Origin of the sequence: Desulfitobacterium sp. PCE1, assembly GCF_000384015.1 — a bacterium.
Lineage (GTDB): Bacteria > Bacillota > Desulfitobacteriia > Desulfitobacteriales > Desulfitobacteriaceae > Desulfitobacterium > Desulfitobacterium dehalogenans.
This window is the reverse complement of sequence record NZ_KB913023.1, coordinates 1,983,504-2,008,255: the sequence shown is the minus strand read 5'-3', so window position 1 is coordinate 2,008,255 and position 24,752 is coordinate 1,983,504. Positions and strand designations below refer to the sequence as shown.

Below are 24,752 nucleotides of genomic sequence, written 5' to 3'. Positions count from 1 at the left end.
CCTTTTATTCTTAACATAATTATACTCCCAATTCTGGAAAGGTTCTGTAGTGAAAAATCACGACAAAGAGGAACGCTGAAAATTGCGTTCCTCAAACAGAAAAAGTTTAGGCCTGTTTGGACTTAATTCCGCGCTCTAAGCCGGACATGTTCAGACCGGATTTTATCCCCAGGCTGAGTTTATCCAACCCAATCATCACCAGCAGTCCCCCCAGGGAGATAATGCCCACAGCCACGCCAATCTCAATGAAAGAGGGCAGATAGACCCCTTCTCCGCCGCCGTATCCGGGGGGCCCCGCATAAGTGATCAGCGGATTCAAAAGCTGGGCCTGAAGGAGATTGTACTTGATCATAAAGACAGCCAAGATCGCTGCTGCTGAACCTAAGATTAAGGCTCCTGACTTCCTGCTTAACAGAAGCACCAGTCCGGCGAGGATCGCTATCAGCTCTATCCAGAAAAACGGCGCCCCTTCTCCGGTTACCAGCCAATGGATGATCTCCGCTTCTTCCCCTGTTCCGGCATACAAGCCGATGGCGGTTTCCCCGAGGACAACAAATAGCTCAAAGAACAGGAATACCGCGGCCAGTTTACCGAGCTTGTTAAGCTTTTCCAAGCTTATGTCGATATAGCCGCTTTTATTCAGTATGGCAAAGATGATGAGTAAGAGGGCTAAGGCGACAACCAAAGCAGCGGCTAAGAACGACACCGGCTCCGCCGGGTTGTTCCACAACGGTCTCGCTACCTGCAGGGCAAAGACAAAGGAGGTCACCATGACGGAGAGCCCGGCAATAAAGGATACGATGGAAATCGCTTTCAGAGATTTTTCTTCTTTCTGTCCCGCGTGTACCGCCATGAGCTGGCGGGTATAGAAAATACCTAGGATCACATAGGTGCCCAGGATCACGGTGTCCCAGAACATGGGGGAAGCGATATTGGCGCTGGTGATGATATGCCAGGCCCGCTCCGGGTTGCCGATGTCCACGATGATAAAGAGCCCGGCGGCTACCACGCTGCCGATCGCTCCCACAAAAGCGGCGATCCGGGTATAGGGCTTGTATTCCGCCATGGCCGGAAAAAGATAGGCCGAGGAAGCGATGATCAGCGAGCCGGCCGCGATGCCGGTGAAGATCATGAAGCCGATGATGTAGAGGCCCCAGGTGTTGTAGTTGTTCAGATGAGTAAGCTGCAGCCCTTTGGTCAGCTGCAGGAACCAGCAGACGAGGCCGATTGCTGTAAGCAGGGCGAAGATGATAAACAGGGGTTGGGTAAAGATCTTGCGTTGCTCTTTTGCACTCATGTAGTTTCGCCCCTTTCCTAGGTTAAATAGAAGGTGGAGGGTTTGGTACCCTTTTCTTCGAGCAATTTGACGTAGCTGCGGCCTTGGATGGCCTTGCTTACTTCGCTGTTCGGATCATCGAGATCTCCCCAGTAGCGGGCGCGGCCCGGACAATACACCATACAGGCGGGTTTTTCTCCTTTGGCAATCCGGTGCACACAGAAGGTGCATTTTTCCACCACATTGTATTGATGGGCCGGGGCGTCAATATCTCCCACGGCGTGGTCCACATAATACTCCGGTTTGCTCCAGTTAAAGCTGCGGGCATTATAAGGGCAAGCCACCATGCACATCCGGCAACCGATGCATTTGTCATAATCCTGGATGACAATGCCGTCTTCTTTTCTTTTATACGTAGCACCTACCGGGCAGGCCTTGGTGCAGGGCGGGTTTTCACAATGCTGGCAGTTTACCGTTAAATACTGCATTTTTACATTGGGATAAGAGCCTTCCGCCGTATCGATACTTTCCCCGCCCATGGTCAGCACCCGGTTCCACCAAATATGGTTCGGCAAATTATTGGCCTGCTTGCAAGCTACGGAGCAGGTGTGACAGCCGATACAGCGCTTTAAATCAATGGCCATTCCATAACGCATCAGTGCTTCCCTCCTTTGTACAATTCCACTTCGACAAGCACATCAAAATAGGGGGAATTCGCGCAAAAACCATGGGCCTTGCTAAGGGTCAAATTCTGATAGTGCCCTTCAATGAATTGATCTCTTTGCCAGCCTTTATACATGAGGAGCGTCCCAGGCCGGATGCCGTCATTTAAAATGGCTTTTACTACTACATATCCCCGGTCATTATAAAGCTTGACAAGATCACCCTCCTGGAGACCCCGCGCTCTTGCATCCAAGGGATTCAGCTGAACACTGGGTTCTTTCTCGGAGTGTTTGGTAATCAGTTCATTCAGCCAGGGAACGCCCAATCCCCACTGGGTATGCGTCCGAAAACGGCTGTGGCCCTGAATCAAAGAAAGGGGGTATTTTTCCTTAAGGGGATTATCTGCAAATACTTCTGTAGCCGGTTCCCAATAGGGAAGGCGTTCTTTCACCAAATCCACTTCCTGCCCATAAAAACCGCCGATGGGATAGGGACGTTCCAGATAGAATTGCGCGCGGCCATGGGCCGTGGGAAAGACACCGTTTTCACCATGAATATAATTGTCCCCAGGTAAAACCCGCAGGGCCTTCTCCTTCATTAAATTGTCCCAAGTGACATTCTCAGGAACACCTAGAGCCCTCATGGATTGGGGAGCGCCAAACACGAATTCTTTTACAAATTCATCTCCGGTCTTATTAAAATATTTTTCATATCCCATACCGCGTCCCAGGAGAGCAATGATATCCCAATCGGTTTTACTCTCATACAGGGGTTCGATGGCCTTCTCAGACAGCAGCATATAGGGATGTTGGGTAACCGTCGTGAGAATGTCGGACATCTCGAACCAATGGCAAACCGGAAGCACGATATCTGCGTACATGGCGGTATCCGACATGGTCATGTCGGCGACCACAACCAGCTCCAACTGTTCAAAGGCTTCCAGCCAGGCGTTGCGATCCGGCCAATTGCCGATCATGTTACCGCAGCTGACGTAGAGGCTTTTCACATCCACGGGGATATCTCCATATTTTTTGTTTTTTATGGTATCCGGTCCAACAATACTATTGATTACCGGAGATTTGGTGGCGATTCCATCAGGGACTGCGGCTCCATAGTTAAGAAACAGGGCCGCATTGCCAGGGTTCCCGGCAAAGGCGCCTTTTTTGCCGGCATTGCCGGTAAGAATGGCCAGAGCGGTGATGGCAAAAACCGCCTGATGCCCATTGGTATAATGGTCGGGGCCGTAGCCGTTATAAATAATCGAAGGTCCTTGGGTTGCATAAATCCGGGTAATTTCCCGAATCATAGCTTCATCGACACCGCAAGCTTTCACAGCATCAGCCAGTGTGTAGGCTGCAATGGCTTTTTTAAGCTTGGCATAGGCCGTCTCAACCTTAACGGCTATCTTAACGCCGTCTTTCAATAGTTCGATATGCTCGGCACCCTCGACCACGGGATCGGAAATACTCTGGGGTGAGGCAAAATTTCCGTTGGCGTCACGAACCAGGATGGTATCTTCTTCTCCCTCCTGCAAAGGACGGAAATGGGATGTACGTAAAAATAAACCATCCAAATCCTTATCTTCCGATTCGATCACCCAAAAAGGTCCGACACTGGATTTCTTTACAAAATCCCAATCCACCCAATCCTCTTCGATGATCAAATTGATCATCGCCATCGCCAAGATACCGTCGGTCGCCGGGTTGACGGGCACAAAATGTTTCGCTTTTGATGCGGTAATTGTATAATTCGGATCAATGACGATCATCGTCGCCCCATTATCGATGGCTTCAGCAAAAAAATGCCAGCTCTGGATCTGAGCTTCCGCCGGGTTAGACCCCCAGACGATAATACTCCGGGCATTTTTAATATCTTTGGTTTCATTGCCGCAATTGAAAGGGCCTAAACCAAATACAGTAAAGGCTGTATAAGCATAGGCCGCGTCTACATTGTGCGCAAATGAAGAAGCGTTCATTAAATTCATCAGAGGCTGGTAGCTATACCACGAGTTGATGCCAAAACAACCGGACAAACTGGCAAAGGAAACCGCACTGTCCCCGTATTGGCTGCGAATGGCTTTCCACTTGGTACAGATTTCATTAATAGCTTCATCCCAGGATATTTCTTCCCACTGGCCTTCACCCCGTTTACCCGCGCGTCTCATTGGCTTTTTTAAACGATCCGGATCATAAACCCGTTGGACGTGAGACAGTCCTTTTAAACAAGCACGGCTGTACTCGGGATCTGGAAATTCTCTCATTTCCGTTTTCACTAGTTTTCCGTTGCGGACGGTGGCATTCAAATGGCAGCCGGAAAAACAATTGCTGCGGCAGCTTACTGCGTAAACCTTTTCTTCCGGATTTTCGCTGGCTTGGGCCGAGACGGGGCTTAACATATTGGTCAGCCCTCCTGGCACGGATGTGGTAACACCAACCATTGCCGCGGCCGCGGCCGTACCTTTTAAGAAACTTCTTCTGCCAAACTTACTCCCCAATAGACCTCCATCATCTTTTTCTTCCAGCTCTTTCTTTTCGATCAATTTGGCTACCTCCTCTTCTTGCATGGCTTCACACTTCTTTACAGCATTCAGCAATCGGGAGGAGATTTTCGTAATACGGGATCCTGACAGTGTGCTGTATAAGGCCGACAGCAATTCAGTATCCGCATTCTCTTTGATAACAATCCCATTGGCTCCGGCCCCGGCTACGTTGCTTGCATGGTAAGCTGTATGTTCGGATAACAGGGCAATGATCAAAAGCCCCGGATGTTTTTGTCTCATCATCTCGAACAACTGCCGGTACTGGCTCTGATAAGCCATGACATCGACCATCACGATATCCACAGTCTCATCCACGCCCTCCAGCAGTTCCTCTGGCGCCGCCATCACGGATACGGTAATCCCCGCATCCTGAAGCAAACGCATAAAGGCTTCCTGCAGCCAGGGATGGGAGACGACTAAGGTGATATGGGAAGACTCTGCAGTTTCTTCCAGTTGCGGCGGCAGCTGTTTTGTAGCCAATGGGTTCTCCTCCTTTTGCCTGCACCCTGATTGTACGGGAAGGCATGTGAAATGTCTGTCAAGAAAAGGTAAGATCATAATAACCAAAAATCCGCGATATCCTGTGGAGATTTCCTCTACACATTAATCCAGGCGGTGCCTGGCCACATATTCCACCCACTGGGAACGGCTTTCCAAATTCAGCTTATTGGCGATGCGGTTGCGGTAAGTATCAATGGTGCTGGGAGATAAGAACAGTTTTTTGGCGATCTCCGCGCTGGTGCAGCCGGCCGCTACCAGCACCAGCACCTGGCGCTCCCGCATGGAAAGCACTTCCGGGTCCACATCCCCTTCCCGGGGGCGGACGTACTGGCGGTTGGCCAGCACCTGCACTCCGGTTGGCCCGAGATAAATTTCTCCGGCTATGACCCGTTCAATAGCCTGTAGCAGTTCCAGATCGGCTGTGGATTTATGCAGGTAGCCGTTGCCGCCTGCCGCTAAAAACTGCAGCAGGTATTCTTCCTCCACATGCATGGTCAGGGCAATGATCTTAATTCCTTCATATTGACAGCGAATTTGCCGGGTGGCTTCCAGTCCATCCATATCCGGCAGTGTGATATCCATCAGAATAATATCCGGCTGGAGCTGCCCGGCCAGCACAACGGCTTCTTCGCCGCTGCCGGCCTCACCCACCACCGTAAGGTGCTCTTCACCTTGCAAAAGGGCAGATAAGGCCCGGCGCAGCAGAGTATGATCATCAACCAGCAAAAGACGGATCTTTTCCATTACACCTTCATTCCTCCCGGGTTCTTCATGGGAACAGCCACTGTCACCGTGGTTCCTTTGCCAATCTTGCTGTCCAGCAGGAAGGTTCCGTTCTGTTCCTTAATTCGTTCTTTCATGCCCATCAGTCCTAATCCCAAGGTATTGCTGCCCTCCAGATCAAAGCCGATGCCATCGTCATCTACCTGCAGAGTCAAAAGGTCCTCTGCCTGCTGCAGACAAATGTTCACCTTGGTTGCTTGGGCATGGCGGGATATATTGGTCAGAATCTCCAGCAGCACACGGTAGAGCAATAATTCCTGCTCTTCAGTAAGCTGCTCTAATTTAGGGGGATGATGAAAGGCGATCTCCACTTGATTGTCGGCCCGGAACTGATCCAACTGCCAATTAATCGCCGGCAGCAAACCCAGATTGTCTAAAGCCGAAGGCCGGAGGTTCATGGCAATCCGCTGCACGTCAGCCAGGGTCTCCCGCACCATAAAGAGCAAATCCTTCACATCGTCATGGATGATTTCCACATCGTTCTGGCCCTGGATCATTTTCAGCCGCAAAACGATGGTTGTCAGATCCTGCCCCACCTCGTCATGCAATTCCCGGGAGATTCGCTTTGCTTCTTCTTCTTTGGCTTTCAGCAGGGCCCGGCACATGGTTTGCAGTTCATCTTCCCGGATCTGCATCCCGCCGATCAAATGCGCGTTGAATAAACCGATGCCCAGCAGGTTTCCGATGGTATAGAGCAAATCGTCATCATCGCGTTTAAACCGGTGGCTTTCCTTCCAGGCCAGGAGCATAAAGCCGGTAACCTTATCCTGTTTCCAAATCGGAGCAAAGGCAAGGGTCGCATACCCCATGGCCATTATTTCCTGTTGACACCCTTGATCCGTGCACACCGTATCGTCCGTATAGATAGTGACCTGATTCAGGTTACTGATATACCTTCGAAGGTTTTCACTTAATCTCACCTCAGTGATTTCCTGGGGATAACAAGCTAAGGGGAGAAGTTGGTCATTGCTGTTAAACAGATAAATATAACCCTGATCGGCTGCAAAAAAAGCGATAATTTCCTGAAGGACATCCATAAAGACGTCCGCTCCGGCCTGGCTGACCACCTTATTGGTTAAAGCACGCCAAAAATCCAACTTAGATATAAACAAATGGGTGCCCCCCCCTATTATAAACTTGGTTCCATTATACCCTTTAGGCCAAAAATTTCTGTAGTGAAAAACATGACACTTTTATTCTGCGCAGCTTTAAAAAATGCATGACCGACAGAGCGGGGTCAAGCAATCTGCCGGTCATGCAAAAGAGATGTTTGGGGAAGAATATTTATTTTATAATGCGCTAAAAACGCTTGAAATCTCTCGATTCTGAACTGCACCCCAATTGTTAGACATCCACTAACAGTTGGAGGTGCTTTTCTTTATGGCCAAATTTACAGTTGAAGAGAAATTAAAAGCTGTAAAACGCTATTTATATGGTAAAGAAAGTCAACGAGAAATCTCAGCATCTATCGGGGTGCATAATTCCAATCTTCAGACATGGATTAAACAGTATCAATTTCATGGAGAAAAAGCTTTTGAAAAGAACTATACATCGTATACTTTAGAATATAAACTAGACGTACTTAACTATATGAACAAACAAGGGACGTCTATCAAACAAACGGCTGCAATCTTTAACATCCCTGCACCTTCCACGATATTAAAATGGAAGCGACAACTAGAAACGCAGGGATTAGACGCCCTTGAACTAAAGAAAAAGGGGCGTCCACCCATGAAAAAAAGAAATAATAATATAGAAAAAAATGAGACTCCGGCCGAAGGATCAATAAAGGCATTACAGCTGGAAAATGAACGTTTACGTATGGAGAACGCCTATCTAAAAAAGTTGAATGCCTTAGTTCAAAACAAGAAAAAATCACCAAACAAGACAAAGTTCAAGTAGTCTATGAATTAAGGCAAGAATTTTCGGTGAAAGCACTTCTCCAGCTTGCGGATATTGCGCGTAGCACATATTATTATTGGGTCAAAAATCTGGATCGTTCTAATCCAGATGCAGAACTGAAAGTATTGATTCAAACAATTTATGACGATCATGAAGGCCGTTATGGGTACCGTCGAATTAAAGATGAATTAGAGAACCAAGGACAAAAGGTCAATCATAAAAAAATTCAACGTATCATGAATGAATTAGGCTTAAAATGCCTTGTTCGTATGAAGAAATATCGCTCGTACAAAGGGACAGTGGGTAAGATTGCACCTAATATTTTAGAACGCAACTTTAATGCTGAAAGGCCAAATGAGAAATGGGTTACGGATATAACGGAGTTTAAATTATTTGGAGATAAATTATATTTGTCCCCGATGCTGGATCTATTTAATGGTGAAGTTATTACTTATACAATCGGTTCGAGGCCAGTCTATACCCTCGTTTCTACGATGCTAGATCAAGCATTTGAACGGTTAACGGATAGGAACGGGCTCTTGATTCACTCTGATCAAGGGTGGCACTATCAAATGAAGCAATATAGCCATGCCCTTCAAGAACGTGGTATTACACAGAGTATGTCTCGTAAAGGCAACTGCTACGATAACGCTATTATTGAAAATTTCTTTGGTATTATGAAATCGGAACTTCTTTATTTAAAAGAGTTTAAAAGTGTTGAACACTTTAAGCAAGAACTTGCTAACTATATAGATTACTACAACAACAAACGAATTAAGTCAAAATTAAAAGGCATGAGTCCGGTACAATACCGAACTCATGCCCAACAGGTTGCCTAATAATAAACCTGTCTAACTTTATGGGGTCACTTCATTCCAAGCGTTTTTATGACTGAGTTTTCACACGCCCCTTTTAGAGCTAGAAGACAAAACTTAAGACAAGTCTTAAACTTAGAAATTAAAATGATTCTTGTACTCTTGCTCATCGGGTGAATATTCCATGTACGGAATTATATCCGGGAAGAATTCTTGCCCTTTAACATTTTTGTAGAACTCTTTAACGCTTTCCAGGATTCTCTTATCCATTTCAATTCCTCCTTAATCAATAGACAAGACACCCATACGAAACTCTAAAACTAGTATGGATGAGTCTATGTTTTATTATTTAGGGAATTGAACCCATGGTAAGAGTCTCCATGGCAATTAATGTTGATTTAAGTTACAATCTGATCTTCACCATAAATCATATATTTCATGGTGGTTAATGCTTGCAGCCCCATGGGTCCCCGGGCATGAAGCTTCTGGGTGCTGATACCGATCTCTGCTCCAAAGCCGAAGCGTCCGCCGTCGGTGAAGCGAGTGGAGGCATTGACATAAACAGCTGCAGCATCCACCTCATGCAGGAACCGCTGGGCCGTGGTGTAGTTCTCGGTGACGATGGTTTCTGAATGCCTGGTCCCATAGTGATAAATATGGTCCATCGCTTCATCCACATCTTTGACCACTTTGGCACTGATGATGAGATCCAGATACTCTGTTCCCCAATCCTCTTCCGTGGCTTTAGTGGCGTAAGGGAGAATGGCACAGGTCTTTTCACAGCCCCTTATTTCCACCCCATAATCTTGGAATTTCTCCCCCAGCAGAGGCAGAAATTCTGAAGCTACCGCTTCATCCACCAGCACGGTCTCCAAGGCGTTGCATACCCCGGGTTTTTGGGTTTTGGCATTGAAGACAATGCTGACCCCTTTAGCTAGATCGGCTTCCCGGTCTACAAAAGCATGACATACTCCGGTACCGGTCTCAATGACGGGGACTGTGGATTCTTTAACCACGGTCTGAATGAGTCCTGCACCTCCCCGCGGTATGATGACATCCACATACCCGTTCATTTTCATGAGCTGCTGAACCCATTGCCGATCCGTATTCTCCAGAAGTTGAATGCAGGCCGCCGGCATACCCTGGCTTTCCGCCGCTGCAGAGATCACCCTGCTTAAAACCTTATTGCTCTCAATGGCTTCGGAGCCTCCCCGGAGAATGACCGCATTGCCGGACTTCAGGCAGAGAGCCGCCGCATCTACCGTTACATTGGGACGGGCTTCATAGATCATCGCCACCACACCTAAGGGAACACGGGTACGCTGAATGCGCAAACCGTTGGGACGGGTCCAAAACTCCCCTTCCCCTACCGGGTCCCCTAAATTGACCACTTCTTTAAGGGAATCACTCATTTGGCGAATCCCTTCAGAGGTCAAAGCCAAACGATTAACTAAGGATTTTTTGGTTCCCTTTTGAATGGCCCTCTCCACATCCTTTTGATTGGCTTCTAAAATCTCTTGTTCATGGCTCAGCAAGGCCTCCGCCATAGCCAGAAGAGCCTTATTCTTGGCGGCGGTGCCGGTATAAGCCAGCTTACGAGCGGCATCCTTAGCTCTTTGACCGATTGTCAGCAGTTCCGGTGCAAAATCCATTCTAATCGTCTCCTTTCAATCTGAATTTAACTATTTCGTCGATAGGTTGCTTCCCAAGCTTTGTCACCCTGAAAAAGACTCACAAGCTAAATCTCCAGGATTTTGCTTTCGGCGTTCACTCCATAAGCTGCGCGGAGCAATCTAATCGCTCAAGACTTCCGCTCCGTCGGGTGCCCGCCCAAATCGCTCCTGCTCAATGGGCGGTTGGAAACGTCCTGTTTCCAACCCGACTCCGCTGCAGTCTTTTCGCGAAGATTGCTTGCCTGCTCGCTTAAATCCGTTCTCTGCCTGAAATCAAAATCCTTGGGCTGCTTTTTCATGCTTCAGCAATGCGTTGTAGGGTAGGCCGTCTGACCTAAGGCGCTTTTCAGATTTTAGTAGCTCGATGCGAGATAAGCAGCCCGACCTGAGCCGCTTTTTCCGTCTTTTCCGGCGCCGCTTGAGCGGCATAGCCGGGTTACACCAAAAAAGGCCCTGAAAGGACATGAAAGTGGGCTTAAAAGAGACCCGTCAGAGTAGCTTTACGCACAAAAGAGAACGATTTAGCGGAGGGGCGGTCGGGTTAACGAAGCTTTCTTAACGTAGCGGAGCCGCCGGTTCACATCAGGTACTACCCTGAGGTTTGGCGTAGCTGTTAAGAAAGCGAGTTGACCAGCCCCGGAGCTATTGAGTAAACGTTGTGCGTCAAGCTACCTGACCCGAACCATCTTTTCATTCATCTGCCGCCGCCACCCACTCGCCATACCCACCAAAAGATAAAGCGCCCTCCCCCCCCCTACTCGACCATCAAAGTCATATTGTCGCGATGAACGACCTCTTCACCCTCTAAATTGGGGACGATGGCCAGCATCTCTTCCGAGTGTTTGCCGCGCACTTCCTCTAACTCTTCACTGCTCAGCTCCACTAAGCCGCGGGCTACCTCTATCCCATCCGGATTGTTGATGCGTACCAGTTCTTTGCGTTCCCAGATCCCGTCGATGCCGGTAATTCCTGAGGCCAATAAGCTTTTTCCTTTGAGCAAAGCCTTTACAGCCCCTTCATCAATAAAAATGCTTCCCTCGGACAATCCTCCATAGGCAATCCAGCGTTTCTTTCCCATAATCCGATGGGCAGCAGGGATAAAATAGGTACCCAAGGGCCGTTCTCCCTGAATCAGCTTGGTGATGTCCTTCATGCGCTTGGAGTGAAGAAGGAACATTCCCATACCAAAACGGGTGGCGATTTCCGCCGCTTTTAGTTTGGTCACCATACCTCCTGTACCCATGGAGCTGCCCGCTCCTCCAGCGATAGCCATCACTTGAGTCAGATCCGCTACTTCCCGGATGAGGACTGCATTGGGGTCCAGTTTCGGATTAGCTGAATAGAGTCCATCCACATCCGTAAGAATCACCAGCAAATCCCCGTGAACCAAACCTGCCACCAGTGCAGAAAGGCGATCATTATCTCCGAAGCAAAGCTCTTCCACAGCCACGGTATCATTCTCATTGATAATCGGAATTACCTGATAACGCAGTAATTGCTCTAAAGTATTTTGAGCATTGCGATAACGGGAGGCCTCCGCCAAATCAATACGGGAGAGCAATACCTGGGCGCATACCAGGCCCCGTTCCTCCAGAGCAAGGGCATATTTCTCAATCAAAACTCCCTGACCTACGGCTGCAACTGCCTGCTTACCTGCCACATCCTTAGGTCTTGCTTTTAAGCCCAACTTCCCAACCCCGGCAGCCACTGCTCCTGAGCTGACCAGAACACATTCTACGCCAAGCTTGCGGATCTCGGCAATCACCCCGGCTATTCTATGGATAGCTTGATCATCAAGACCGCCTTCAGGATGATTTAAACTGCTGCTCCCTACCTTTATGACGATTCTACGCAGGTCATTCACCCTAAATACTCCCTTTCCATTTCTTCTGCACGATTTTTGCAGGCTTTAGCTGCTCGTGCCACAAGATCTTCCAAGCCCTTTTCCCAGAAAACATTCAAGGCTTCTTGGGTGGTTCCTTTGGGTGAGGTTACTGCCACCCGCAGTTCCCCAGGTGATTTTCCACTATGGGCCAGCATCTTAGCCGCCCCCATCAAGGTCTCTTTGGCCAAGTTCTCAGCCTCCTCTTGGCTGAAGCCCATATCGACCCCTGCTTTCACCATAGCCTCAGTAAAGAGATAAAAATAGGCGGGCCCACTTCCGCTCATGGCGATAAGAGGATTCATCTGTTCCTCAGATATCCAGACAACCTTCCCAACCGCCCCGAAAATATCTTCCACATCCCTTTGGTTCTCTTCATTGACCCCTTGCCCTTTGACCAAACCGGTCATGGAATGCATCACGGCGCTTGAAGTATTGGGCATAGCCCGAACGACCGGGCTGTCAGGCAAATGCTTTTCCAATAAAGCCAAAGGAATTCCTGCTGCCACACTGATAAAAAGCCGGTTTGACCTCATATGCTCATTGACTTCGGCTAACACTTCCGCGACATCCTTAGGTTTCACTGCCAAAAGGATGATCTCCGAATCCTTGACCGCCTCTGAAAAAGAAGCCGGAATGACCCCATAGTCTTCTTTCATCTGTTCCAGCTTAGTCCGGTTGGAGCGATTGGTCACGCGAATCTCGTATTTTCCTGTAGCGATCAGTCCTTTAATAATGGCTTCAGCCATGTTTCCTGCCCCGATAAAACCGATCTTTTTCATTGACATCGTCCCCTCTTTCGAGCGCCGTGCGGCGCGGATTTCTGATATAAAAAAAAGACCCTTTCATCCCTTTTCCAAGGACGAAAGAAGCCTTCCGCGGTACCACCTTTATTGCCATACGCCACTTAAACCCGATAACGGCGGGAGCCGTTTGATTCATCATCAAAGCCTCACGATTGGGTTCAGTCTCCTCATTTCAGGAAGTTGCACCACCCCTTCCCTCTCTTGTAAAACGAGCAGCCTACTGGATCGTTCCTCGGCAGTATATACTTAAATTAGATATATTGTAGCATAACACCTTGCCATAATACTAGAGCCATTATCACAATGTTTAATCTCTATTTAATTTGACTGCCCTAAGAGTGCTGGAGTATGCTATTCCTATAGTTCTTAAATACTTGGGGGAATCCGCAAAATGTCTTTTACCGGTATTACTGAACAGGAGATTCGCACTTTGGCTTCCAGTAAAAAGGCCTATGAGCTGGGAGTAGCCTATGCCCTTAACGGCAGGGTCAGCCAATTATCTTACGATGGGGAAAAGAACATGATTTCTGCAGTCGTCATTGGCACTTGGCTTTATGATGTAGAGATAATCATGAGGAAAAACGGCTCAGTTTATTCCTGTAATTGTACTTGTCCGGCCTTTGAAGAATACCCTGGAGCCTGTAAGCATGTGATAGCTGCTCTGAAGGCCGTGCAAAGAAAGTTGGCCGCTCCTCTGCCAAGAACTGCTGTAGTCAAAGAATCTGTCTCTGAATTCATGGCCTTATTTACGAAATCCGAACCCAAAGCGGTTCGCGAAAATTTAAGTCTTGAACTTGAACTTCAAATAGAAATCCATCGTCAGATCCATGCCCAATTGCAAATCAAGGTCGGACTTGCACGCCTTTATGTGGTAAAAAACTTAGAAGAGTTCTTATCCGCAGTCCAAGGTGGCCGCTTACTAAAATTCGGCAAACAATTCACCTACGACCCCTTTGTTCAAACTTTTAGTGCAGAGGATCAACTTGTTATCGACATGCTGCAGGAAATGTTAAGGCAATATGAAGCCTTCAATGAACAGAGGAGTTTTTATTATGCATCCCCCTTCAGTCAGAAACCTTTCATTTTAAGTCAATACTACTTAGGGAAATTATTCGACGCCTTAGGTGATAAAGAATTCTCCTTAGCCCACACTTCTTCAAAAGCCGGTTCAAAAGCAGGAGCCGCCGGCCTCCCTCGCTCTATCCGGGTGATTCGCCAGGATATTCCCTTGGATTTTGCCGTTGAGTCAAAAGAACAGGACCTGACCCTGGCTCTGAAAAGCCAACTTCCCCTGCAGCTTACGAATGATGGACGCTATTATTTTTACGCTCAGGATATCTACCAGGTCTCACCCGAGCAACAGTCTTTCCTGCCTAACCTCCTTAAAACCATGTCGGGAAAAAGCCGCCAAACCCTTACTTTTCCGGCAAATCAGAGGGATTTCTTTGCTTCAGAAGCCATACCCCTCATTGAGCAGCTGGGCACTGTTTCCATCGAACCCAAGCTGGCGGAAAAATTTGTGCGGGAAGAGCTGCAGACCAGGATCTACTTCGATAGAATGGGTGAATACGGTATCCGGGCCCGCCTGGAGTTCCATTACGGGGAGTATTTAATCAATCCGTTCACTTCCCAAGGAGGGGCAAACCCTCAAGATCCAGCCAATTCTCAAATTCTTATCCGCAATATTGAGAAGGAAAGAAAAATAATAGAGATTTTTGAGCAAGCTGAATTTATCGTTTCCCAAGGGACTATTAGCCTGGAAGATGATGAAAAGATCTTCGATTTTATTACGACCTGGCTTCCTCAGTTGCAAGAATATGCAGAAACCTTCTATTCCGACGACTTCAAACTGACAGTTCGCACCTCCACCAGTTTCTCCGGCCGGGTACGTTTGGATGAGTCCTTGGACCTGCTGGAAATATCCTTTCAGTATAGTGATATTGACCAGGATGAACTGGCCAATATCTTTCATTCCTTACAAGTGAAAAGAAAATATTATCGGCTGCGGGACGGATCTTTTCTCGATCTGAAGCAGCCTGAACTGGAATCCATGGCTATTTTTCTTGAACATTTAAATCTTAAAGGGGAGGATTTGAGCAATCAGACTCTCCGGCTGCCCAAGTTCAGAGCCATGTATATTGACAGCTTTTTGCGTCAAGCCAACTTACCCGGAATTCAGCGCAATAAAGCCTTTAAACAATTAGTCCAAAGCATTCTTGAGCCCCAGGACGGAGAATATGATCCCCCTTCCTCTCTTAAGCATGTGCTCCGGGATTATCAGAAGACGGGGTTCCGCTGGCTCAAGACTCTGGCCGCTTATGGTCTCGGGGGCATTCTGGCCGATGATATGGGTCTGGGAAAAACCCTGCAGGCACTGGCCTTTATCTTATCTGAAGAACTTGCCTCCCCTGCTCTGGTCATTGCCCCCACTTCTCTGATCTATAACTGGCAGGCGGAAGGGGAAAAATTCGCGCCGGACCTGAATATCCTGGTGGTCGATGGCACACCTCAGGAACGCCAGGAGCAATTAAAAGCCCTCAGCCAAGCGGATTTGGTCGTCACCTCTTATGCCTTGTTAAGACGGGATATCGAAACCTTTGCACAGGTTGACTTTTCCTACTGCTTCCTGGATGAGGCTCAGAACATTAAGAACCCACAGACCCTGAACGCCAAATCTGTCCAGAGAATTAAAGCGAAGAGTTATTTTGCCCTGACCGGTACACCGATTGAGAATTCCCTTTCCGAGCTCTGGTCCCTCTTTAACTTTTGTATGCCGGGCTATTTGCTCTCTTTCCAGGAATTTCAGAAGAAATATTCCGCTCCTATTCTCAAAGGGGAGAATCCCCAGGCCCTTCTGGAGTTGAGCCGTCACATCAAACCTTTTATCCTGCGCAGGCTTAAAAAAGAGGTTCTGAAAGAACTTCCCCCCAAGATTGAGACGGAAATCAAAGCGACTTTGACCGAGGAACAGCGAAAAATCTATCTGGCCTACCTTCAGCAAACCAAGAGTCAGATCGCTCAGGACCTCGCCACCCATGGTTTCGCCAAAAGCCAGATCCAGATTCTCGCGGCTTTAACCAGACTACGGCAGATCTGTTCCCATCCAGGGATGTTTATCGACAATTATACGGGGGAAAGCGGGAAAATGCTCCTCTTCCAGGAGCTTCTTGGGGATATCCTGGACAGCGGCCACCGGGTACTGGTCTTTTCCCAGTTTACCTCCATGCTGGATATTATCCGGGATTATTTGCTCTCCGAAAATATTGATTATTTTTATCTCAGCGGGTCCACGAAAGCCTCGGAACGCTCTCAAATGGCTGCTTCTTTTAACAAAGGCCAAGGCCGGGTTTTTCTGATCTCCTTAAAAGCCGGTGGGACAGGATTAAACCTGATCGGTGCCGACACGGTGATCCATTTCGACCCCTGGTGGAATCCGGCAGTTGAGGATCAGGCCACCGACCGGGCCCATCGCATAGGACAAAAGAATTCCGTCCAAGTGATTAAGCTCCTCACCCAAGGAACCATTGAAGAAAAAGTCAACGCCCTCCAAGCTAAAAAGAAAAAACTCATTGATTCGGTCATCCAACCCGGTGAAACCATGCTCACTAAATTAACCGAACAGGAGCTGAAAGAACTTTTCGAGTTGACCTAAATGAGCCGAAAAGGAAGCAGGGATTCGATTGGATTTAGTTCAAGTGAATATCAAGTCCGGCGGATACGAAAAAAAAGACCCCATCCTCAAAGATGTTTCCTTCGGGGTAAAATCCGGTGAGCTTGTCGGATTAATTGGCCCCAATGGCGCCGGAAAAAGCACGATCCTTAAAGCCATGATGGGACAACTGCCGTATATGGATGGCAAGATTGATTTTCAGGATGCTCACACCCATTATGCCTACATTCCGGAACAACCTGTCCTCTATGATAACCTCACCTTGTGGGAGCATTTGGAATTCGCCGCAGCAGTGGGAAAAATGAAGGAAGACACTTTTTTACCAAGAGCCGAAGAACTGCTGAAGCTTTTTCGTCTCCATAAAGAGAAGCACAAACTCCCTGTCACTTTTTCTAAAGGGATGCAGCAAAAAGTTATGCTCATCCTCGGTTTTTTGATGCGCCCTGCTTTGTATATTATTGACGAGCCTTTCATTGGCCTGGACCCCCACGGAATGCGGGATCTTCTTCATCTTGTGGACCAAGCACGCAAGGATGGTGCCGGCATACTTATGTCCACTCACTCCCTGGATACCGCCGAGAAAATCTGCACTTCCTTTATCCTTATTCATGAAGGAACAGCCCTAAGTCAGGGAAATCTGGAGGATATTCGCCGACAAAGTCAGTTGCCGGAAGGCTCTCTCTTCGATTGCTTTATCAGCCTTTTGGAGATACAGCCATGAACAATGTACACCGTCTTTTCGGACATCGACTCCTCGCCGACTGGAAATTTCAATATTCCATTTGGAAGCTGGTGGTGGATTGGATCGTAGCCCTTTATATCGTCATCCCCGGATTGGCTCTCTTCCTTGATACCTATGTGGGCTGGTGGCAGGAACCTCCTTCCCTCTTTTTCGTTTTACCTTTAACACTCCTCTTACCTGTTGCTGTGATTTTTTCCTGGTCAGGCACTTTAAGGATCTTTGTGGAGGAAGCGGATCAACTCTTCCTCTTTCAACATCAGTCCTGGCTCAAGGGGATCGCGGCCTACAGTATCTTGTTGCAGATCTGTTTTAGTCTTTTCGCAACCGCCTTACTGGCCTTTCTAGCCGCTCCTTTTTTACTGATGATTCATCAGGTTGACCTGCCCGGCTTCCTCTGGTTCTTCCTCCTCGTCTTTATCTGCCGCGTCGATGCCGGTCTCTTAAAGCAATGCCTCCAGCACAGATTTGAAGGTTGGCGATATAGTCTGGCCCAGGTCCCCATTATAGGTTTTTTTGCTGCCATCCTCTGGGCTGCTGTCGGCTCTATAGGAAGCCGACAATTTTATCCCTGGCTTACTTTCATTCTCCTTCTTATGCTGATCCTGCTGTTTGTTTACAGATTATCTATGAAGGCTACGTTACTCAAAGATATTTCCTTAGCCCAAACTGAAAAAATGAAGTTCGCCAATGTGTTGTTGAAATATACAGGGACTTATACCAAAAAGCAAATACGCTTAAATAAGCATCCCTGGCTGTTCAGAAACTCGGGCCGGCTCTTTAAAACGCGAACCGCGGATAGAATCTTAACCGAGATTGGCCTTAAGGGATTTTTGCGGCATCGTTCCAATATGCTTTTTTATCTGCAGGTCGTGGGCATGTATGGAGCCTTTCTCACGATCTTACCTCCTCTTTGGCAGTGGATCTTTTGGGGTGGGGCCATCTTCTTTCTTGCTTCCCTGGGAAAATTGCATTGGCTTGAGTGGGTCAATTCCCCTTTCGTCTCCTTATTTGTCTTGGATGGGGAACTCAAACAAAAAGCCCGCGGGAGGTTTCTCTTTTTCTTCATTTGTCCCGGGCTTATCTTCCTGGGTTTGGTGGTCACCTTCCTGACGCAACAATGGCTTCTGGGAATAGTGTTACTGCCTGTGGGCATCTTTCTCAGTAAATTCACTGTGAATAGCTTGATTTTCAAAGTCAATAATTCAAAGCTTCATCCATAGTATAAATCTTATATTTTTCTGAAGATCCGGTTGCCTCAGGCAATGGGATCTTTTTTTGCAAAAAACGAAGAGAATAATCGACACGTCATTATGCAATATATAGTTGACATTTTAGTTATTTTGATTTACTATATGAACTGTAAGGAGGAGGAAAGACTATTGAAAAACCTTAGATTAAAGGCGGCACGGGCTGGCTTAGATATGTCACAGGAGCAATTGGCCGAAACCGTGGGAGTAACACGCCAGACCATCGGTATGATCGAGGCCGGTAAATTCAACCCATCTTTGCAGTTATGCATAGCCATTTGCAAAGCCCTTGGCAAAACTTTAAATGATCTTTTTTGGGAGGATGATAAGCATGAAAGATGAAAGAATTGAACAAGTCCAGCAGAAGGTTCGCAGTGAAATAGCCGTGATCATTCTTATTGGTGTAGCACTGTCCTTTATCGTCAAAACATTTATCTACAATATGGGACTTAAAGAGTGCATGACGGAATACCTGATCCTGATCTTCTTCCCCCTCTATCAGTTCATTCGCCTGCATACCTTAAAAGTTGGTATCTACAGTCAGCGGGGAAGCAAAGAATCACGTAATAACCTGGTTATGGTCTCGGCCATGCTTTTTGTTACTTTCGCCCTGTCCATCTACGGATTGTTCCAACGCTCCCCGATAGGTGACTGGCAAGGGCCCCTGACTTTCTTAGCTTTGTTTATGGTTTTATTCCTGGCTGTTTACTTTATCACCAACCGATACAATCAGCACAAGGCCCATAAATATGAAATGGAATTTGATGATGACCGTTAACTTTATGCAGCACCTCCCCAATCCGCTTTAGGCCGGGAGGTGCTTTTTTTATTGACTCCAATCCATAAAATTTGCTACTTTAATATAAGTGTTAAACAGAAGGAGCAATCGAGATGAATAAAAACGATGTAGCAAGCATACGCAAAGAATTTAAAATGGATAATACGAAACTAAAGCTTGCCGAGGTAGTAAGCATTTATGTCAAAGGAGATTTAAAACAAATCATCGGTACAGAAAAAGAGTATTTCGAAAGAATGGATGCCCAAAAGCAGGATCTCTATCTTAAGAATTTTAAAAAGCTGCTCACAGGGCCTCTCGATTCCAAAGTTTTTGAACTGGAGTTTTCGGATAATAAATTAGGGCAAAACCCCACCCAAAGAACACTCATTGAAACATTACAACCCCATCATTTTGCTGAAGGAACTGAAGAGGTTGCTCATAGGGTCATTGAGAGTTGTCACTATGAAGGGGATTATATGATTACTTTTTTGCGGGGTGAGGTCTATAAGCCCTCAAAGAAGGACTATACGGAGGATGAATCAGGGCTGGATGACGTGGTATTTTCCTTTGAATTTTTAATGGGGAGTATTAATCCTGTCATGCTTCCCAAAACTGCTCTAAAATTCGATTTTGAGGATCGATTGTTCAAGGCCGATATACCTATGGATGTCACCATCAATCTGTCTGCTCCCTTAGATGGGTTTATGTTCCCTGCCTGGAGTGATGATTCAGCCGATGTGAATAAAGTAGTCTATTACTCTAATAAGGCCAATGTCCCCAACCCGGAGTTTTTAGCCAAGGTCTTGGGATGCGATTTTCAAAGGACGGCTCAAACCGAAAAGGAGCAATTTCTTGAAATCGTTCAAGAAGTCGCGGGAAAGGAAATTGAACCGGAGAAGATCGCCAGTATCTATGAAAGCCTAAACACGATGATCACGAGGAATGAAGAAGAAGAAAGCTCAGATATCCCCAGTGTTGGATTAAGGGATATGGAAAAAATTCTTCAGGTCAGCGGGGTTGAAAACACTCAGGGATTAGAAACCGCTTTCATGAAAGTCACGGGAACGGAGAACTATGAATTTAAGGCTTCCAACATCGCACCTAACTTTAAGGGAAAGTCTCTAAAAATCGAGAATAACACGGTGAGTATTTCCGTAAACCCTCAGGACTTACGGAATATCAAACAAGTCAAGAGAGACGGAAAACGGTATTTGCTTATTGAAATTGATGAGACTGTCAATCTTGAAGGCTTTGAGTTAAGCACCGAGGCTTTTTAAAAGCTTTCAGGTTGAATGCTATCACAACTAACCCAAGCTGCAAAAGAACTGAAATATCACAATCAACAAAACAAAACCCTTCCTCATATCTATTCAATAATAGAGCGAGGAGGGTTTTTATTTTTCATATAAAGCAACCATAACCCATGGTTCAACCGTTTCATAAAGGCATTATGAAGAGCACGCAATGATCTACCTTGCACCAAGTGAGATAACTTATTACCTAGACATAATCTTGCGACTATGGCTAAGCAGAATCGCCACCTCAATTGATGGTTCGTTCGACCATACTGGATATCTACCCGACCTTGTTTAACCTTACGGCTAAACAAGACCGAAAAATTTATATATAGCTATGCACCTTTGGAGTGTATCTCTATATACAAAAAATCTTCCAAAACCCAGCACAATCTTAGCTCGACCCTTGAAAATAAGTTGGAACCCTTAGATAATCAAGATTAGTCGACTAACTAAGAGCTTTTCCCTACCCACAAGAATCTTCTCTCCGACAATTTATAAACGGACGCCTATAAATCATCTTTGACCGACCTATATACACCCCTATTATGAAGCACATATAAATCTTGGCTCAACCATTACGTACCCTTCGACATTATCATGTGTTTTTGCCGGGTTAAATATTCATGGTCTCCGAAAAGATTAAATCCGATTAAAGTCGTTGCAGCATTGCCAGGTTCATCTTTAGTATTCCTAAATAGATATTATCCACTCCAGCAACCAAAAAAAACCATAATTAGCAAACCTTCCAATAACTTCTTGACTTTTAAAAAGATGACTATTAAGCTAAAAATACAACATAGTGAATTGAACTTGACACTCCAGATAAAGGGAACTTTGTATTGAAGGAGGGATAGAACGGGTGGATTATTTGGAACTAATTTTTAAGAAGTTAGAAGGCCTTGAAAAAGGCCAGGAGAGAATGGAATCTGATATCAAAGGACTCAGGAACGGCCAAGTGAAGATGGAATCTGATATCAAAGGACTCAAGAACGGCCAGGAAAAAATGGAGTCGGATATCAAGGCTCTCAGAGCAGACAACAGAGAAATACACAGAAAACTGGATAACCTAAGTACAAAAGTAGATTTAACTTGGCAAGCTGTGGGAGAACTCAACGAAGACCATGCCAGGATCGACTTACTTGAGAAAAGAGTCGACGAGATTGAAAAGAAGCTCAAAATAATCTAAGCCCAAAATACGTTGCCTGCCGAGATTAAACAAAGAAACCTCCATGCCATTCATTAACATGGAGGTTCTTTTGTTAAATAGCTTTTTACTGAAAAAAGGCGCTAAATAAGCCTCACAGCGCGGCCAGCACTGCATCGCCCATTTCCACCGTTCCCACAAGTTTATCCCCTGCCTGAGCCAGGTCTCCGGTCCGATACCCTTGCTCCAAAACCTTCTCTACAGCCTTCTCGATGCGCAGGGCTTCGTCCTCCATACCAAAGGAATACCGAAGCATCAGGGCTGCGGAAAGAATAGTAGCCAGTGGATTGGCCAGGTTCTTGCCGGCGATATCGGGCGCGGAACCATGAGCCGGTTCATACATCCCTTGGGTACCGCTCAAGCTTGCAGAAGAGAGCATACCGATGGAGCCCCCCAACATAGAAGCCAGGTCGGTGAGAATATCCCCGAACATGTTCTCCGTGACGATGACATCAAACTGCTTAGGGTTGCGGACCAATTGCATGGCTGCATTATCCACATACATATGAGTTAGTTCCACTTCCGGATAATCCTTAGAAAGTTCATTCGCCATCTCTCTCCAGAGGCGGGAGGTTTCCAGGACATTGGCTTTATCCACGGAGCAGAGCTTTTTATCGCGGAGCATGGCTGTCTCAAAGCCTTGGACCAGGATACGCCTTATCTCTTCCTCCGTATAGCTCATCCGATCATAAGCGGAGCGTGGATTCTCTGAGCGGCCTTTTTCTCCGAAATAAACCCCTCCGGTCAATTCCCGAATGACCACCATATCCACCCCATCCAGCACGTCCTCTTTAAGGGTAGAAGTGGCGAGCAAGCTTGGAATCATACGCACGGGACGGATATTGGCATAGAAGTTCAGTCCTTTGCGCAATCCTAAGAGAGCCGCTGTTTCCGGCCGTTCCGAGGCAGGGAGATGATCCCATTGGGGTCCCCCGACTGCACCTAAAAGAACCGCGTCGGCTTCTTGGCAAGCCTTTAAGGTCTCGTCAGGCAAGGCTTTACCCACCAATTCGATAGCCGCTCCCCCTACGGGATAGTCCTGGAACTCAAAGTCAGCCTCTTTTTCTGCTAGGACCGCTTTCAGTACCCGTACGGCCTGAGGAATAATCTCTTGTCCGATGCCATCTCCGGGCAATACCGCAATTTTAGGCATGTTCACGTCTCCCCTTCACATATGGAATAAGTCCCCCTGCTTTGATCAGATCCTGCATAAAGGGCGGGAAAGGCCGAGCTTCAAATTCAGTATTCCTGGTCAGATTAACAATCTTTCCGGTCTCCAAATCTACAGAGACCTCATCCCCTGCTTCAATCCCTCGAACAGCCTCCGGACATTCCAGAATAGGCATGCCGATGTTCAGAGCGTTCCGATAAAAAATCCGGGCATAGGAGTCGGCGATAACCGCTTTCACCCCTGCCGCCTTAATGGCCGCCGGAGCATGCTCCCGGGAAGAGCCGCAGCCAAAGTTTTTTCCGCCGATGATCACGTCTCCGGGTTTTACCTCTTGGGCAAAATTGGGATCAGCGTCTTCCATGCAATGAGCCGCTAAATGTTCCGGGGTGTTTTGATTCAAGTAACGTGCCGGTATAATGACATCGGTGTCGATATCATCTCCGAATTTCCAGGCCTTGGCCATTATAACACCTCCTCAGGATGTGAGATTTCTCCGGTTACTGCGGATGCTGCCGCTACAGCCGGTCCGGACAGGTAGACCTCACTTTCCGGGTGACCCATCCGTCCTACGAAGTTCCGGTTGGTGGTGGAGAGGGCTCTTTCTCCTTTGGCCAGAATTCCCATATATCCGCCTAAGCAAGGTCCGCAGGTGGGAGTGCTGACCACAGCTCCCGCATCGATAAAGATATCGAGGAGTCCTTCTTTCATGGCTTGCTTATAAATCTCCTGAGTCCCGGGTATGACAATCAAGCGCACATCCCCATGGACTTTTTGGCCCTTAAGGATGTGGGCAGCCACTTGCAGATCTTCCAGACGGCCATTGGTACAGGAACCAATGACCACTTGATCGATTTTAATCCCTTTCCCTTCCCCGACGGGTTTGGAATTCTCGGGCAGATGGGGGAAGGCCACTTGAAGGGGAATATCGGCCACATCCCATTCATAGACTTCCTCATACTGAGCATTTGGATCACTGTGATAGACTTTATAGGGACGTTTTGCCCGTTCATTCACATAGGCCAGGGTCTTTTCATCCGGGGCGATAATGCCATTCTTGGCTCCCGCTTCCACGGCCATATTGCACATAGTTAGGCGGCCGTCCATGGACAAGGCTGCGATACCCTCCCCAGTGAATTCCATGGCCCGATAGCGAGCGCCGTCTACCCCGATTTTGCCGATAGCGTAAAGAATCAAATCCTTACCGCTGACCCAAGGTTGGAAATGTGTTCCTTTGAATATGAACTTTATGGATTCAGGAACTCTAAACCAAGCCTCCCCTGTGGCCATGCCGGCGGCTAGATCCGTGCTTCCCACTCCAGTGGCAAAAGCCCCCAAAGCGCCGTAGGTACAGGTGTGAGAATCTGCCCCGATGATGACATCGCCGGGCAGAGTCACTCCTTGTTCGGGAAGAAGACAGTGTTCGACTCCCACCCGTCCTTGTTCCCAGTAATGAACAATCCCCTGTTTCTTGGCAAACTCTCTTAAGGTTTTGCTTAATTCTGCAGAGGCTATATCTTTGTTAGGGGTGAAATGATCGGGAACCAAGGCCACTTTGGTCTTGTCCCAGACGGTTTCCACGCCGAATTTTTCAAATTCCCGGATCGAGACCGGGCCGGTTATATCATTGGCCAAGGCCAGGTCCAGCTGGGCAGTAATCAATTGACCGGGTACCACCCTGTCCAGACCGGCATGCTCGGCAAGAATTTTCTCAGTGATGGTCATTCCCATACATCTCAATTCCTTTCCTCTTGATAGAACTATGCGCTTTGTTATTACGAACAAAGCGCATTTCATATCGAATC

Annotated in this window: 20 protein-coding genes; 8 read left to right on the top strand and 12 right to left on the bottom strand. The window is 47.2% G+C overall.

Annotation, left to right across the window (positions count from 1 at the left end; all coding sequences use genetic code 11):
• Positions 1–106: 106 nt before the first annotated feature.
• The 5 genes from nrfD to DESPCE1_RS0109920 form a co-directional block, all read right to left on the bottom strand.
• Positions 107–1,297, bottom strand: a complete 1,191-nt coding sequence (nrfD, locus tag DESPCE1_RS0109940; RefSeq protein ID WP_019850379.1) for an NrfD/PsrC family molybdoenzyme membrane anchor subunit — start codon at positions 1,295–1,297, stop codon at positions 107–109.
• Between the two features lie 17 nt (positions 1,298–1,314).
• Entirely contained in the window at positions 1,315–1,932 is a 618-nt protein-coding gene (locus DESPCE1_RS0109935) for a 4Fe-4S dicluster domain-containing protein (RefSeq protein ID WP_014793869.1), read from the bottom strand.
• Entirely contained in the window at positions 1,932–4,958 is a 3,027-nt protein-coding gene (locus DESPCE1_RS0109930) for a molybdopterin-dependent oxidoreductase (RefSeq protein WP_019850378.1), read from the bottom strand. Before DESPCE1_RS0109930 ends, DESPCE1_RS0109935 begins: the two co-directional genes overlap by 1 nt.
• Positions 4,959–5,081: 123 nt before the next feature.
• On the bottom strand, positions 5,082–5,723 hold the full coding sequence (locus DESPCE1_RS0109925) for a response regulator transcription factor (RefSeq protein ID WP_014793867.1): 642 nt from the start codon (positions 5,721–5,723) through the stop codon (positions 5,082–5,084).
• Positions 5,723–6,874: a GAF domain-containing sensor histidine kinase gene (locus tag DESPCE1_RS0109920; RefSeq protein WP_014793866.1), complete on the bottom strand. Its 1,152-nt coding sequence runs from the start codon at positions 6,872–6,874 to the stop codon at positions 5,723–5,725. Before DESPCE1_RS0109920 ends, DESPCE1_RS0109925 begins: the two co-directional genes overlap by 1 nt.
• Before the next feature lie 268 nt (positions 6,875–7,142).
• Here DESPCE1_RS0109920 and DESPCE1_RS22520 point away from each other — a divergent pair.
• Positions 7,143–8,503 (top strand): IS3 family transposase gene (locus DESPCE1_RS22520; RefSeq protein ID WP_085938402.1). Its coding sequence is split into 2 segments (ribosomal slippage): positions 7,143–7,599 and positions 7,599–8,503, totalling 1,362 coding nucleotides; the frame shifts between segments, so codons are not numbered across the junction.
• Between the two features lie 111 nt (positions 8,504–8,614).
• On the opposite strand, the gene DESPCE1_RS23995 is transcribed toward DESPCE1_RS22520, so the two are convergent.
• From DESPCE1_RS23995 to proC, 4 genes are all read right to left on the bottom strand, one after another.
• Complete coding sequence (locus DESPCE1_RS23995) at positions 8,615–8,749, bottom strand: hypothetical protein (protein WP_014793865.1); 135 nt, start codon at positions 8,747–8,749, stop codon at positions 8,615–8,617.
• Positions 8,750–8,877: 128 nt separating this feature from the next.
• On the bottom strand, positions 8,878–10,131 hold the full coding sequence (locus tag DESPCE1_RS0109900; protein ID WP_019850377.1) for a glutamate-5-semialdehyde dehydrogenase: 1,254 nt from the start codon (positions 10,129–10,131) through the stop codon (positions 8,878–8,880).
• 775 nt (positions 10,132–10,906) lie between these two features.
• Positions 10,907–12,016, bottom strand: coding sequence for a glutamate 5-kinase (gene proB, locus DESPCE1_RS0109895; RefSeq protein WP_019850376.1), 1,110 nt, complete (start codon positions 12,014–12,016; stop codon positions 10,907–10,909).
• Positions 12,013–12,822, bottom strand: coding sequence for a pyrroline-5-carboxylate reductase (gene proC, locus DESPCE1_RS0109890; RefSeq protein ID WP_084813864.1), 810 nt, complete (start codon positions 12,820–12,822; stop codon positions 12,013–12,015). The genes proB and proC overlap by 4 nt, the downstream gene beginning before the upstream one ends.
• Positions 12,823–13,231: 409 nt before the next feature.
• Between proC and DESPCE1_RS0109885 the strand changes: the two genes are divergently transcribed.
• The 7 genes from DESPCE1_RS0109885 to DESPCE1_RS21320 all read left to right on the top strand — a co-directional run bounded on the left by DESPCE1_RS0109885 (position 13,232) and on the right by DESPCE1_RS21320 (position 21,761).
• Positions 13,232–16,492: a DEAD/DEAH box helicase gene (locus DESPCE1_RS0109885; RefSeq protein ID WP_019850374.1), complete on the top strand. Its 3,261-nt coding sequence runs from the start codon at positions 13,232–13,234 to the stop codon at positions 16,490–16,492.
• Positions 16,493–16,520: 28 nt separating this feature from the next.
• On the top strand, positions 16,521–17,231 hold the full coding sequence (locus DESPCE1_RS0109880) for an ABC transporter ATP-binding protein (RefSeq protein ID WP_019850373.1): 711 nt from the start codon (positions 16,521–16,523) through the stop codon (positions 17,229–17,231).
• Positions 17,228–18,472, top strand: a complete 1,245-nt coding sequence (locus DESPCE1_RS0109875) for an ABC transporter permease (protein ID WP_019850372.1) — start codon at positions 17,228–17,230, stop codon at positions 18,470–18,472. Before DESPCE1_RS0109880 ends, DESPCE1_RS0109875 begins: the two co-directional genes overlap by 4 nt.
• 159 nt (positions 18,473–18,631) lie before the next feature.
• Positions 18,632–18,841, top strand: coding sequence for a helix-turn-helix transcriptional regulator (locus DESPCE1_RS0109870; protein ID WP_014793858.1), 210 nt, complete (start codon positions 18,632–18,634; stop codon positions 18,839–18,841).
• Positions 18,831–19,277: a DUF6773 family protein gene (locus DESPCE1_RS0109865; protein WP_014793857.1), complete on the top strand. Its 447-nt coding sequence runs from the start codon at positions 18,831–18,833 to the stop codon at positions 19,275–19,277. Before DESPCE1_RS0109870 ends, DESPCE1_RS0109865 begins: the two co-directional genes overlap by 11 nt.
• A gap of 113 nt (positions 19,278–19,390) precedes the next feature.
• On the top strand, positions 19,391–20,554 hold the full coding sequence (locus DESPCE1_RS0109860; protein WP_019850371.1) for a DUF4317 domain-containing protein: 1,164 nt from the start codon (positions 19,391–19,393) through the stop codon (positions 20,552–20,554).
• Positions 20,555–21,434: 880 nt separating this feature from the next.
• Positions 21,435–21,761 (top strand): hypothetical protein, encoded by a 327-nt coding sequence (locus DESPCE1_RS21320; protein WP_019850370.1) that lies wholly within the window; start codon positions 21,435–21,437, stop codon positions 21,759–21,761.
• Positions 21,762–21,873: 112 nt separating this feature from the next.
• On the opposite strand, the gene leuB is transcribed toward DESPCE1_RS21320, so the two are convergent.
• Genes leuB through leuC form a run of 3 tightly spaced genes read right to left on the bottom strand, consistent with a single transcriptional unit; the run spans position 21,874 to position 24,678 of the window.
• Positions 21,874–22,932 carry a 3-isopropylmalate dehydrogenase gene (gene leuB, locus DESPCE1_RS0109850; RefSeq protein ID WP_019850369.1) on the bottom strand — a complete coding sequence of 353 codons (1,059 nt, stop codon included), beginning with the start codon at positions 22,930–22,932 and terminating at the stop codon, positions 21,874–21,876.
• Complete coding sequence (locus DESPCE1_RS0109845) at positions 22,925–23,413, bottom strand: 3-isopropylmalate dehydratase small subunit (RefSeq protein WP_014793852.1); 489 nt, start codon at positions 23,411–23,413, stop codon at positions 22,925–22,927. Before DESPCE1_RS0109845 ends, leuB begins: the two co-directional genes overlap by 8 nt.
• Positions 23,413–24,678 (bottom strand): 3-isopropylmalate dehydratase large subunit, encoded by a 1,266-nt coding sequence (leuC, locus tag DESPCE1_RS0109840; protein WP_019850368.1) that lies wholly within the window; start codon positions 24,676–24,678, stop codon positions 23,413–23,415. The genes DESPCE1_RS0109845 and leuC overlap by 1 nt, the downstream gene beginning before the upstream one ends.
• Positions 24,679–24,752 lie beyond the last annotated feature (74 nt).

Bases quoted from the DNA above. Each gene is read 5' to 3' on its own strand.
- nrfD (WP_019850379.1), bottom strand. From the start codon at position 1,297: ATGAGTGCAAAAGAGCAACGCAAGATCTTTACCCAACCCCTGTTTATC.
- DESPCE1_RS0109935 (WP_014793869.1), bottom strand. From the start codon at position 1,932: ATGCGTTATGGAATGGCCATTGATTTAAAGCGCTGTATCGGCTGTCAC.
- DESPCE1_RS0109925 (WP_014793867.1), bottom strand. From the start codon at position 5,723: ATGGAAAAGATCCGTCTTTTGCTGGTTGATGATCATACTCTGCTGCGC.
- DESPCE1_RS23995 (WP_014793865.1), bottom strand. From the start codon at position 8,749: ATGGATAAGAGAATCCTGGAAAGCGTTAAAGAGTTCTACAAAAATGTT.
- DESPCE1_RS0109900 (WP_019850377.1), bottom strand. From the start codon at position 10,131: ATGGATTTTGCACCGGAACTGCTGACAATCGGTCAAAGAGCTAAGGAT.
- proC (WP_084813864.1), bottom strand. From the start codon at position 12,822: ATGTCAATGAAAAAGATCGGTTTTATCGGGGCAGGAAACATGGCTGAA.
- DESPCE1_RS0109885 (WP_019850374.1), top strand. From the start codon at position 13,232: ATGTCTTTTACCGGTATTACTGAACAGGAGATTCGCACTTTGGCTTCC.
- DESPCE1_RS0109875 (WP_019850372.1), top strand. From the start codon at position 17,228: ATGAACAATGTACACCGTCTTTTCGGACATCGACTCCTCGCCGACTGG.
- DESPCE1_RS0109865 (WP_014793857.1), top strand. From the start codon at position 18,831: ATGAAAGATGAAAGAATTGAACAAGTCCAGCAGAAGGTTCGCAGTGAA.
- DESPCE1_RS0109860 (WP_019850371.1), top strand. From the start codon at position 19,391: ATGAATAAAAACGATGTAGCAAGCATACGCAAAGAATTTAAAATGGAT.
- leuB (WP_019850369.1), bottom strand. From the start codon at position 22,932: ATGCCTAAAATTGCGGTATTGCCCGGAGATGGCATCGGACAAGAGATT.
- DESPCE1_RS0109845 (WP_014793852.1), bottom strand. From the start codon at position 23,413: ATGGCCAAGGCCTGGAAATTCGGAGATGATATCGACACCGATGTCATT.
- leuC (WP_019850368.1), bottom strand. From the start codon at position 24,678: ATGGGAATGACCATCACTGAGAAAATTCTTGCCGAGCATGCCGGTCTG.